Annotated in this window: 7 protein-coding genes; all 7 read left to right on the top strand. The window is 46.4% G+C overall.

Features of this window, described 5'->3' with window-relative positions:
* Positions 1-409: 409 nt before the first annotated feature.
* The 7 genes from ACQRBJ_RS13380 to ACQRBJ_RS13410 all read left to right on the top strand — a co-directional run bounded on the left by ACQRBJ_RS13380 (position 410) and on the right by ACQRBJ_RS13410 (position 12847).
* Entirely contained in the window at positions 410-1624 is a 1215-nt protein-coding gene (locus tag ACQRBJ_RS13380; RefSeq protein ID WP_445303900.1) for an ROK family protein, read from the top strand.
* A 225-nt stretch (positions 1625-1849) separates the two neighbouring features.
* Positions 1850-4849, top strand: a complete 3000-nt coding sequence (locus tag ACQRBJ_RS13385) for a SusC/RagA family TonB-linked outer membrane protein (RefSeq protein ID WP_445303901.1) — start codon at positions 1850-1852, stop codon at positions 4847-4849.
* A gap of 28 nt (positions 4850-4877) precedes the next feature.
* The gene (locus tag ACQRBJ_RS13390; protein WP_441938192.1) at positions 4878-6551 is read left to right on the top strand and encodes a RagB/SusD family nutrient uptake outer membrane protein; all 1674 of its coding nucleotides are present in this window, start codon (positions 4878-4880) and stop codon (positions 6549-6551) included.
* 256 nt (positions 6552-6807) lie between these two features.
* The gene (locus ACQRBJ_RS13395) at positions 6808-8436 is read left to right on the top strand and encodes a sulfatase family protein (RefSeq protein WP_441933957.1); all 1629 of its coding nucleotides are present in this window, start codon (positions 6808-6810) and stop codon (positions 8434-8436) included.
* Between the two features lie 63 nt (positions 8437-8499).
* The gene (locus ACQRBJ_RS13400) at positions 8500-9993 is read left to right on the top strand and encodes an arylsulfatase (RefSeq protein WP_295347691.1); all 1494 of its coding nucleotides are present in this window, start codon (positions 8500-8502) and stop codon (positions 9991-9993) included.
* A gap of 80 nt (positions 9994-10073) precedes the next feature.
* Positions 10074-11300 (top strand): anaerobic sulfatase-maturation protein, encoded by a 1227-nt coding sequence (locus tag ACQRBJ_RS13405; protein ID WP_445303905.1) that lies wholly within the window; start codon positions 10074-10076, stop codon positions 11298-11300.
* Positions 11301-11311: 11 nt separating this feature from the next.
* Positions 11312-12847, top strand: coding sequence for a sulfatase family protein (locus tag ACQRBJ_RS13410; RefSeq protein ID WP_445303902.1), 1536 nt, complete (start codon positions 11312-11314; stop codon positions 12845-12847).
* Positions 12848-12925: the final 78 nt, after the last annotated feature.

Consider the following 12925-nt stretch of genomic DNA (forward strand, 5'->3'; position numbering starts at 1 on the left):
CATTGTTTTTAACATTCGGATTATTTAAACTCGTTTATTTATAGCAATATCGTTATTAAAATTTTTTATTTTGCAAAATTACATGATTTATCATACATTTCCATGTTTTTATAGTTAATAATTCTAAAATGAAAGCATTTTTATCTTTTCAGGCTGTAAAAACCTATATTGAGTGTAGTTTTACCCACTCATTCAGCTATTTATACCTAACTAGTATATTTGATTAACATAAATAGCTAAAATAAATAAACAGGCAATTATGCTTATATATATAATTAGGTATATAGACAGTGTAGACTATCAGAAACAGGGAAAAATAAAGAAAATTTGGCTATTTAAGTTTTATTAACAAGAAAAATATTGCATGTATTTATAAATAGACTATCTTTGCAAATAAAGTTTTTAAGTTATGATATCTGACATAATAAAATATATTAGGAAACTAAATAAAAAGCCTTCAGTTCAGAGTAAACTGCTAGCGCATTTCATCTCTCAAGGTGCTGCCACCATTCCAGAGATGAGCAAGGCTGTCGGAGTAAGTCTGCCGACTGCCACTAGCGCCCTCAACGAACTGATGAAGGCTGGGCTGGTTACAGAGATTGGCAAGAAAGACAATTCTACTGGACGCATCCCTATGGTATACGACCTGATTCCTACCGCTGGATATTTTGTCGGAGTGAACCCAGAAATGGACTGTCTGGCTCTAGCTGCCAGCGATTTCAGCGGAAACCTAATAACAGAAAAGACAAGGGTACCTTACGTATACGAGAATACTCCTGAGAATCTGGAAAAAGTAGGAAAAATCATCAACGATTTCATCGCCTCTCTTCCTGTTTCAAAAGAAGAAATACTTCAAGTTTGCGTAAATGTAGCAGAACGTGTGAATCCTTTCGAAGGAAGAGCCTACAACATGTACACCTTCTTGAAGGAATCACTCACAGACAAGCTCACAGAGCTGATTCAGTTGCCGGTTTGCATCGAGAACGATTCAAGAAGCATGGCTTTCGCTGAATTTGTGAAGGGACGCTGCAGAGGACTGAAAGATGTCATCTTTGTGAACGTATGCTGGGGATTAGGCATCGGAATCATCATGGGAGGTCAACTGTACTACGGTAAATCCGGATATTCGGGTGAGTTTGGTCACATGACAGCCTACAACAACAACATCATCTGCCACTGCGGCAAGATTGGATGTATTGAAACTGAAGTTTCGGGTAGAGCACTCAAGAGAAAGTTGACAGAGAAGATTCGGGAAGGCAAGACTTCCATCCTGTCTGACAAGGTGCTCAACAGAAAAGAAGACATCACGCTTCCAGATATTCTTGATGCGATAGCAAAAGAAGACGTGCTTAGCCTAGCTACCCTGCAACATATTGCAGACGAACTGGGCAAGCAATTGGCAGGAATCATCAATATCTTTAACCCAGAGATGCTGGTCATCGGAGGAGAAATGTCAGTCACTGGCGATTATCTGACGCTACCGGTCAACATGGGTATAAAAAAGCATTCGCTCAACATCATGAACGAGGATTCGCAGATTGTTACCTCAGAACTGAAAGATCTGGCTGGTATCACGGGAGCCTGTCTGATGGCAAGACACAGACTTTTGAGCGAAGAAAGATAATAAATAATCTAGCTTATTAGACAAAAGCATTAAAGATTTTACTAACTAACTTTTTATCAACTATTCATTTGACAGGAGTTGGGAGTAGCCGGTAAAACGGCTACTCCACAATTCAAAAACCAAATAGGCGGTGACAGGTTCATCTGAGCCAACTGCCAAAAGAATAAGATAAAAACAAAGTTTATACGAGAAGAAATAATAACTAACATAAACTATTACAAACCTATGAAAAAAAGAGCAAATTTGTATTTTGCAGCGCTATTGGGTGCCATGTCACCACTGAGCACTGTTACTGCATTGGCAGCTCAGAGCAATTCGGTTATTGCTAATGCTACCCAGCAGCAAAACTCATGTACAGGTACAGTAAAGGATTCTTACGGTGAACCTGTTATCGGTGCTACCATCAGAATTGATGGTAAGACTGGTGGTACGATTACTGACCTTGACGGTAACTTTAGCCTTGCAAATGTAGCTAAGGGTGCTAAGATTACAATCACTTATGTAGGTTACAAGCCACAGACTCTTACTTGGAACGGTACTGCTTTGAACGTTACCATGGAAGACGATTCCAACATGCTCGAAGAAACAGTTGTTATAGGTTACGGTACTGTAAAGAAGGCTGACTTGGCAGGATCTGTTGCTGTCATGGAAGGCAAGAGCTTCAAGGATCAGCCTGTTGCACGTGTTGAGGATGCCCTCAACGGACGTATGTCTGGTGTGCAGGTAATGTCAAGCGGTGTTCCTGGTGGTGCAATGAAGATTCGTGTACGTGGTGCCAGCTCTGTTAACAAGAGCAACGACCCTCTCTACGTAGTAGATGGTATTGTTCGCGAGACAGGTCTTGAGGGTATCAGCCCTGAGGATATCCAGAGCATCCAGGTTTTGAAGGACGCTTCTTCTACCGCTATCTATGGTGCACGTGGTGCAAATGGTGTTGTAATGGTACAGACCAAGACCGGTAAGGCTGGTGCAACTCAGGTTACTTTCGACGGTAGCTTCGGCTTCTCTAATGCTTACCATATCCCTGAAGTAATGAGCACCAAGCAGTATGCTCAGGCTTTGGTAGACCATAAGGGTGTTTCTCAGAGTGCAGTTCAGGATTATCTGAATGGTACAAAGGCAGGTATCGACTGGATGGACGAATTGCTCCAGACTGGTATTACCCAGAACTATAAGGTTTCTTTGACTCAGGGTAATGACAAGACTCAGACTTACTTCTCTGCCAACGTAATGGACCAGAAGGGTGTTATCGTTGATACCAAGTCTAGACGTTACGCTATCAAGGCTAACATGCACAATAAGATTTTCGACTGGTTGGAAATGACCACCGATATCAACCTCTCTCAGACTGACAACTCAGGTGCAGGTTTCGCCCAGAACCAGTCTAATCCTATCTGGGTTGGTTTGAACTACTCTCCTACTATGGAGATGATGGATGCAAACGGTAAGTATAATAAAGACCCATACAATAACATCCAGAACAACCCTTACGGTATTCTCCATGGTAGTGAAAACGACCGTAAGCGTACCATGGTTACAGGTCACGTTGACTTGAAATTCAACCTTCTCAAAGGCTTGACATTCACCACTACCAACGGTATCGACTATAACGATTACAAATGGTATAGCTTCACATCTACAAAGGTGAACGCAGCTGGTAACAATATGGGCAACAACGATGCAACAGTTACAGCGTTGCAGTCAACCAACAACTTGACTTACAGCAACAAGTGGGGTGATCACGGTTTGACAGCTACAGGCGTATGGGAAGTTACCTCTAATGAGGTTCGCCGCATGGGTCTCTCTGGAACTGGTATTGCTCACGAGCAGCTGGGTTACTGGAACGTAGCAGATGCAGCTTCCAAGAATCCTAGCAACGGCTATAGCAAGTGGACCATGCTCTCTGGTGTAGCTCGTGTTATGTACAACTATGCAGACCGCTATATGTTGACTGGTACATTCCGTGCGGATGGTTCTAGCCGCTTCACCAATAAGAAGTGGGGTTACTTCCCATCAGCAGCTGCAGCTTGGACCATCTCTAACGAAAAGTTCTGGGAGCCTATCAAGAATGCAGTAGAATACATGAAGATCCGTGCAAGCTACGGTATCATCGGTAACCAGGATATTACTCCTTACTCTACATTGGGTTCTTTGGGTACAACCAGTTTCACATACGGTACTAATCAGTCTTACACAGGTTACTGGGCAAATGGTCTTGCAACTCCTGACTTGTCATGGGAGAAGGTTCATCAGTTTGACCTCGGTGTTGACCTCGGTTTCTTCGGCAACCGTTTGAGCATCAGCTTAGACTACTTCGACAAGAAGACAAAGGATGCCCTCCTGACAACATCAGCTCCTGGTTACCTGGGTGGCACATCATACTGGGTAAATGCCGGTGAGGTAAGCAACAAGGGTTTTGATGCTACAATCAATGCACAGATTATCCAGACCAAGGACTGGTCATGGTCATCTACATTGAATGCCAGCTACATCAAGAACGAGGTTACCAAGTTGACAGCTGATTCTCCTATTCTTTATGGTACAAGCCCTTCTCCTGGTACTGTTGACCCATGTACCATCATCAAGGAAGGTGAAGCTATCGGTACATTCTACGGCTTCAAGTGGGCTGGTGTTGAAAAGAATGCAAAGGGTGAATATATTGATATGTATTACACTGCAGATGGTGGAACAACAGCTACTCCTGATGCTTCAAAGGATCGCTTCGTATTAGGTCGTTCAAACCCAGACTTCACATTAGGTTGGAACAATACAGTAAGTTATAAGAACTGGGACTTCAATGCCTTCTTCAATGCAGCATTCGGTGCCAAGCGTTTGAATATGGTTCGCTACGCCATGAACTCAATGGTAGGTGCATCTATGTTCGTAACCGATAAGGATTACTTCAACAACATCGGTGTTACCATGCCTACAGTTGGCGCAGAGAACAAGACATACGGAAACTCAGACAAGTGGTTGGAAAATGCTAACTATCTGCGTTGTGAGAATATCAGCATCGCTTACACATTCCCACGCAGCGTAACCAAGTTGGCAGACATCCGTCTCTCACTCTCAGCTCAGAACCTCTTCACCATTACCGGCTATAAGGGTATAGACCCTGCAGGTGCTTCATTCAGTGACAATGGTGTAGACCGTGACAATGGTTTGGATATGGGTGCTTACCCTAACCCTCGTACCATCACAATGGGTGTTCGTATTAACTTCTAATTCCAACAATCTAAAAACTGTAATAATTATGAAAACTAGAAAATTATTATATATGGGTTGTCTCATGGCAGCATCCTTGTTTACATTCTCTTCTTGTGGAGACTTCCTGGATGAGGATCCAAAGGGACACTTGACCCCTAACAACTTCTTCAATAGCGAAGAGGACCTTACTGCAAGTGTTAACGCACTGTATGACAGAATCAACCAGACACAGAGCTGGACCAACCCTATGTACCCACAGTGGCAGGGTGATGATATTACTGCTAACCCTGGTTCTAACAAGCAGGCTTGTGCTGCCCTCGATGCTTTTGCATCTGATGGTGCCAACAAGGGTGTAACAGACGCATGGAACCAGCACTATTCTGTAATCAAGGCTGCTAACCTGATTACTGAGAGTGCAAGTAAGGCTCCTGTTGCTCAAGATAAGATCAACGTAGCTTTGGGTAATGCACACTTCTGGCGTGCATACGCTTACTACTACCTGGTACGTGTATTCGGTCCTGTGCCATTGATTACCGGTACCGACGTTTCACAGTTGGAGGTTGCTCCATCTAGTGTAAAGGATGTATATGAACTGATTGTTTCAGACTTGAAGGCAGCCGTTAACGAGCTTCCTACCAAGTATGAGAAGGAGCCTAGCCGTTTGTTCGGTGTTGATATCTGGACAACCAAACAGGCTGCACAGGCTACCCTGTCAGCAGTTTACATGTCTATGGCTGGTTACCCACTCAATATGGGTACAGAGTACTACAAGCTCGCAGCAGAGCAGGCTAAGTCTGTCATCGACAACAACGGTTCTTACGGTTTCATCCTGAACCCAGAGTGGAAGGATGTTTACTCTATGGGCAACAACTACAACATGGAGACCGTGCTTGGTATCAACAACGACGCTCGTGGTTGGTGGGATCATGACTCTCAGCTTTCTTCCTGCTGCCGCTTCGAAGGTCTCGGCGATGGTGGCTGGGGTGACGCTTGGGGTGAAATCGCATTCTGGAAGAGATTCCCAGAGGGTGCTCGCAAGAATGCTATCTACGCTCCTAAGGTAACATTCCAGGATGGAAACACTATTACTAAGGCTGTAGATTGGTGGGCTCTTAAAGAAGACGGAAAGACTCCAGAGGTTGAAGCTTATCACCCAATGTTCTGTATCTTCACCGTTAACTCAGACGAGAACGGCAACATGCTCCGTCAGGCTTATGATTACCAGGCTCCTAACTGGGGTGGTATGATCAACGACCGCCGTCACAACCTCATCCGCTACTCTGAGATTCTTCTCTGGTATGCTGAGAGTGCAGCTCGCTCTGGTGGTGACCTGAACAAGGCTAAGGATTGTCTCCGTCAGGTTCGCAGCCGTGCCGTTACAGACGTAGAGAATGTTACTTTGACCAACGGTACTACCGTGAAGATTGCTGACATGAATGCAGAGCAGTTGGCTGAAGCTTGCTACATCGAGCACGGATGGGAAGTTGCTGGTAACTGGGTATCAATGGTTACACGTCGTTCTGACGAGCTTCGTATGGACGAACTCAAGAAGAACTTCGACTACCGTGTTGCTAATGCTCCTCTCGTAGTAGCTGAGCAGGATGGCAAAACCTATACAGCAAAGGAAAGTGTTACCGTTTCTGGTTCTTGGACAGAAGATAGAATTTACTGTCCATATCCAACATCAGATGTTGAGAAGAACCCTAACTTGAAGAGATAACTTCATAGGTAATCATATATTAAGTAACATGATGCTAGTTTTTATAAAATAGAGTTCATGTAAAACATTTAGAGGGTGTGCCGAGACGGCACTCCCTCTTTTTGCAATCTCTTAATCTATATAATTTTCCATATCAGCATCAAAAAACTCAAATAGAATCAACACTAATTTTTAATTATACAATTGAAAAGTTATGGTTAACAACAATCGTAAGCAAAACAACCGCTCATTACTCGCATTGGCAGCGCTGCAAGTAATGCCGTTGTCGATCTTTGCACAGAATGCAGGAGATCGTCCTAACATCTTGTATATTATGTGTGACGACCATGCCATGCAAGCCATCAGTGCATACGGTAGCCCTATCTCCAAATTGGCACCAACACCAAATATCGACCGCCTAGCTGAAAGAGGAATGAAATTCAACGAGGCTTTCGTGGAGAACTCGCTTTCTACACCAAGCCGTGCATGTCTTATGACCGGTCTTTACAGTCACCAGAACGGACAGCGACAGCTTGCCGAGGGTATCGACTCTACCAAGACCTTCTTCTCAGAACTGCTGCAGGGGGCAGGTTATTCTACTGCCGTTGTGGGCAAGTGGCACATGTCCTGCAGTCCGAAGGGATTCGACTACTATCATGTTCTAGATGACCAGGGGCAGTACTACAACCCTACCTTCGCTTCTACCGGACAGTATGGTAACTTCAAGCAGGAGATGGGATATGCTACCGATTTGATCACCGACCATGCTATCGAGTACTTGAACAACCGCGACAAGAACAAGCCATTCTGTCTTCTGGTTCACCACAAGGCACCACACCGCCTCTGGATGCCTAACACCAAGTATGTAAACAAGTATGCCAACGTCAACTTCCCGTTGCCAGAGACTTTCTGGGATGATTATGAAACCCGTGGTTCTGCAGCTTCTACACAGAAGATGTCTATCGACAAGTACATGGAGATGGTACGCGACCTGAAGGTCCCAGAAATGTACGATCCTTCTACTCCAGAGGGAAGAGATTCCTATGCCGGTCTGATGGGCGAGATGAACCGCATGACTCCAAAGCAGCGTGCCATCATCGATGCCTACTACATGCCAAGAAACCGTGAGTTCCTGAGCAAGAACCTGACTGGCAAGGAGTTGATCGAGTGGAAATACCAGAACTACATCCGCGACTACATGGCAGTGATTGCCTCTGTAGATGAGAGTGTGGGCAGACTGCTGGAATATCTCGACAAGAACAACCTCACCGACAACACCATCATTGTCTATACATCCGACCAGGGATTCTACATGGGCGAGCACGGATGGTTCGACAAGCGATTCATGTACGAGGAGTCATTCCACACTCCGCTCATCATCAGCTATCCTAAGCACATCCAGCCAAAGAGCGAGTGCAACCAGATGGTTCAGAACATCGACTTCGCCCCTACCTTCCTCGACTTGGCGGGTTTGGAGAAACCTAAGTACATGCCTGGAACATCGCTACAGCCTCTGTTCGCCGGACAGCCTGTGAAGAAGTGGCGCAAGAGCCTGTACTATCACTACTACGACTATCCTACATATCATCTTGTACGCAAGCACGATGGTGTTCGCACAGAACGTTACAAGCTGATTCACTTCTATGGCAAGGGTGGAGAAAGAGCTGTGGTAGAAAATAAGTATCAGGGACAACCAGGCACAAGAGAAAACAACTGCTTCAATGCCCTGAAGTCTATCAACTACTTCACCAATGATGCAGACATCGACTACTGGGAGTTATACGACATCCAGGCAGACCCTAACGAGCAGCACAACATCTACGGCAAGCCCGGCACTCAGAAGATTGAGAAGGAACTGAAGAAGTTGCTCGCTAACTACCGCAAGAATTTGAAGGTAGACGAATAAGAAATCTAAGATTACAGATTTATGAATAGAACTAGCAAAACAATATGGCTCACAGGGGTAGGTATGATTTGCCTACCTACCCTTGCTGGAGCTAAACAGAACGTACAACAGCCGAATATCCTCTTTATCCTCTGCGATGATATGGGATATGGTGATTTGGCTTGCTACGGTCAGCCTTACATCCATACCCCCAACATCGACCAGATGGCAAAGGAGGGAATGCGATTCACCCAGGCATACGCCGGTTCGCCGGTTTCAGCCCCTTCGCGTGCTACAATCATGACCGGTCAGCATTCGGGTCACACCCACGTAAGAGGCAACAAGGAATACTGGAGAAACGTACCGATGGTAAAGTATGGAATAAACGAGGACTTTTCTGTGGTGGGGCAGGAACCTTACGACCCGCAGCATAAGATTCTTCCGGAAATGCTCAAGGACAAGGGCTACCGCACCGGCGTCTTCGGAAAATGGGCAGGCGGATACGAAGGTTCTGCCTCTACTCCCGACAAGCGTGGCGTAGATGAATTCTACGGCTACATCTGTCAGTTCCAGGCACATCTTTATTATCCCAACTTCCTGAACCGTTACAGCAAGTCGTTGGGTGATACGGCTGTGGTAAGAGATATCATGGAGCAGAATATCCAGTACCCGATGTTCGGCAAGGACTATTTCAAACGCAAGCAGTATTCTGCCCGCATCATCCACGACAAGGCTTTGGAGTGGATTGACAAGCAGGATAATAAGCATCCTTTCGTAGGATTCCTTACCTATACCCTACCTCACGCAGAGTTGGCTCAACCAGAAGATTCCATTTTAGAGAACTATCAGAAGAAATTCTTCGAGGACAAGACTTGGGGAGGATGGGAAGACTCAAGATACAACGCCGTGGTTCATACCCACGCACAGTTTGCCGGAATGATTACCCGTCTTGACCAGTATGTAGGCGAAATCTTCGCCAAGCTGAAGGAGAAGGGCCTAGACAAGAACACCGTGGTCATCTTTACCTCGGACAACGGTCCTCACGAGGAAGGCGGTGCCGATCCGAAGTTCTTCGGTCGCGACGGAAAATTGAAAGGCTTGAAGCGCCAGTGTTACGAGGGCGGAATCCGCATCCCATTCATTGCCTGGTGGCCAGAGCATATCAAGGCAGGCAGCGTAAACGATACCCAGTTTGCCTTCTACGACCTGATGCCAACCTTCTGCGACCTTGCCGGAATCAAGAACTTCGCCAAGCGCTACACCAACAGGAAGTTGGCTGGCGACGGCTTCGACGGTATTTCCATCGCTCCTACCCTTCTGGGCAAGGATGCCGAGCAGAAGCACCACGAATACCTCTATTGGGAATTTCATGAGACCGACCAGATTGGCGTGAGAAAGGGCGACTGGAAGATGGTAGTAGTAAAAGGCAAGCCTCGCCTCTACAACCTAGCTTCGGATATTCACGAAGACCACGATGTGGCGGCAGAACATCCTGAAATCGTGAAAGATCTGCTGGCTGCCATCCAGAAGGAGCACAGAGACAGCAAGGACTTCAAGATAACGCTGCCAGAGTTTTAAGGAAAATGACTCTGACCAAGTTCTGATTCCATCTCCTATTTTTGCGAGATTCCAACCGATTTCTAAAAAGAAAAAATATGATGAACGACAACATAGCAACCCCATTTGCCAAACCACTGTATGTGATGCTGAAGCCGGCAGGTGCCCATTGCAACCTGGCTTGCAAATACTGTTATTATCTGGAAAAGAACAATCTTTACCAGAACTCCCACCGCCATCTGATGAGCGATGAGATGCTGGAGCAATTCACCCGAGAGTACATCGAGGCACAAACCATGCCGCAGGTGCTTTTCACCTGGCATGGAGGTGAGCCGCTGATGCGCTCCATCGACTTCTACAAGAAAGCACTGGCGCTTCAGAAGAAGTACGCCCACGGCAAACAGATAGATAACGTCATCCAGACCAACGGCACACTCCTCACCGACGAATGGTGCGAGTTCTTTGCCAAGAACCATTGGCTGGTAGGCATTTCCATCGATGGCCCCCAGGAATATCACGACCACTATCGCGTGACTCCTGCCGGAAAGCCTTCCTGGGAAAAGGTGATGCAGGGCATCAGCCTGCTGAAGAAGCATCGGGTGGAATGGAATGCTATGGCAGTGGTCAATGCCTACAACGCTGGACATCCGCTGGAGTTCTATCATTTCTTCAGAGACAACGGTTGCCAGTACTTGCAGTTTACCCCTATCGTGGAGCGACTGACGGAACATGAAGACGGTCGCACCCTGGCGAGTCTTGCCGACGACAGGGAGATTCCGCTTGCAGATGCTTCCGTTACCCCGCAACAGTGGGGCAACTTCCTCTGCACCATCTTCGACGACTGGGTGCGCCACGATGTGGGTAAGACCTTTGTGGAAATCTTCGACTGCACACTTGCCAACTGGATGGGGGTGCTTCCAGGCATCTGCGCCTACTCCAAGGAGTGCGGTCATGCAGGCGTGATGGAACACAATGGCGATGTATATTCCTGCGACCACTTTGTCTTTCCTGAATACAAACTGGGAAACATCAGGGAGCAGTCGCTCATCGACATGCTTTATAGCGAAAAGCAGCAGGCTTTCAGCCGGTTGAAGCATACTTCGCTGCCCCGCCAGTGCAAGGAATGCGACATGGAGTTCGCCTGCCATGGCGAATGCCCCAAGAACAGGTTCGAGAAGGATAAGTATGGAGAGCCGGACCTGAACTATCTCTGCCAAGGATACTATCAGTACTATACGCATGTGTCTCCCTACATGGACTTTATGAAACGGGAACTCCTCGCCCAGCGTCCGCCTGCCAACATTATGAATGTTTTAAAAAATAACTAACGATTATCGAAATGAACAAAACTTATATGACTATCGCCCTGATGTCGCCCCTGGTTTGCACGGCAGCCATGGGTGCCAAGAAGGCGAAAGCCAACAATCAGCAGAAACCTAACGTCATCATCATCCTCGCCGATGACCTCGGCTACGGCGACCTGGGATGCTATGGTGCCAAGAACGTAGAGACTCCTAACGTAGATAAACTGGCCAAGCAGGGTATTCGCTTCACCGATGCCCACGCCATCGCTTCCACCAGTACCCCATCCCGCTACTCCCTGCTCACGGGTGAGTATGCATGGCGCCGACCAGGTACCGACGTAGCACCGGGCGATGCGGGAATGATTATCCAGCCTACCCAGTTTACCATAGCTGATATGTTCAAGAGCGTAGGCTATTCTACTTGTGCCATCGGTAAGTGGCACTTGGGCTTGGGTGCAGAAACAGGCAAGCAAGACTGGAATGCCCCATTGCCAGCAGCCCTTGCCGACATAGGTTTCGACCATCACTACATCATGGCAGCCACAGCCGACCGTGTGCCTTGTGTTTTCATCGAAGACGGCATGGTAGCTAACTACGATCCGTCGGTTCCTATCGAGGTAAGCTATTTCAAGAACTTCCCTGGCGAACCTACCGGAAAGGACAATCCTGAGTTGTGCTATAATATGAAGTCGAGCCACGGCCACAATATGTCTATCGTGAACGGCATCGGCAGAATCGGTTATATGAAGGGTGGCGGTAAGGCATTGTGGAAAGACGAGAACATCGCCGACTCCATCACTACCCACGCCATCGACTTCATCAAGAAAAACAGCGATCATCCTTTCTTCCTCTATTTTGCCACCAACGATGTCCACGTGCCTCGTTTTCCACACCAGCGTTTCCGTGGAAAGAGCTGCATGGGTATGCGTGGAGACGCCATTGTGCAGTTCGACTGGTCTGTAGGTAAGATCATGGAGACATTGGATAAACTTGGAATTGCAGAGAATACTATCGTTTTGTTGACTAGTGATAATGGTCCTGTTGTAGATGACGGTTATCAGGATCAGGCAGAAGAGCTTTTGAATGGTCATAAGCCTGCAGGTCCTTGGCGTGGTAACAAATACAGTGCTTTCGAAGGTGGTACGGCTATTCCTGTTATCGTTCGTTGGCCAATGTCGGTAAAACCAAATCAGACTTCAGATGTTCTCATGTCACAGATTGACTTCATGGCATCCTTTGGTAATCTGATTGGTGCAACCTTCCCTAAAGGCAGTGCACCCGACAGCAAGAACCATCTTGGAAATCTGCTCGGCAACGATAACACCCATCGCCCATGGGTTGCAGAAATGTCAAATAATCATGTAATTTCTATCCGCACAAAAGAATGGAAATACATAGAACCAAATGATGGTTCTAAAATGATAAAATGGGGACCAAAGATTGAAACCGGCAACGATCCTAATCCTCAGCTCTATCGAATCTCTGACAATCTCTACGAGCAAAACAATGTAGCTGAAGCAAATCCTAAAGTTGTTTTCGAAATGCAAAATATATTGAGAAGAGTAAAATAATAGAAAATACAATGAAATAAATAAAAGTCAGGGCAGCGATGTTCTGGCTTTTATATATAAACACTAACTTTTATATAT

The organism is Prevotella sp. SGI.167 (assembly GCF_050313615.1).
Classification (GTDB): Bacteria; Bacteroidota; Bacteroidia; order Bacteroidales; family Bacteroidaceae; genus Prevotella.

Excerpts from the sequence above, each read along its gene's own strand:
- ACQRBJ_RS13400 (WP_295347691.1), top strand. The coding sequence starts at position 8,500 with ATGATTTGCCTACCTACCCTTGCTGGAGCTAAACAGAACGTACAACAG.
- ACQRBJ_RS13390 (WP_441938192.1), top strand. The coding sequence starts at position 4,878 with ATGAAAACTAGAAAATTATTATATATGGGTTGTCTCATGGCAGCATCC.
- ACQRBJ_RS13410 (WP_445303902.1), top strand. The coding sequence starts at position 11,312 with ATGAACAAAACTTATATGACTATCGCCCTGATGTCGCCCCTGGTTTGC.
- ACQRBJ_RS13405 (WP_445303905.1), top strand. The coding sequence starts at position 10,074 with ATGAACGACAACATAGCAACCCCATTTGCCAAACCACTGTATGTGATG.
- ACQRBJ_RS13395 (WP_441933957.1), top strand. The coding sequence starts at position 6,808 with ATGCCGTTGTCGATCTTTGCACAGAATGCAGGAGATCGTCCTAACATC.
- ACQRBJ_RS13385 (WP_445303901.1), top strand. The coding sequence starts at position 1,850 with ATGAAAAAAAGAGCAAATTTGTATTTTGCAGCGCTATTGGGTGCCATG.
- ACQRBJ_RS13380 (WP_445303900.1), top strand. The coding sequence starts at position 410 with ATGATATCTGACATAATAAAATATATTAGGAAACTAAATAAAAAGCCT.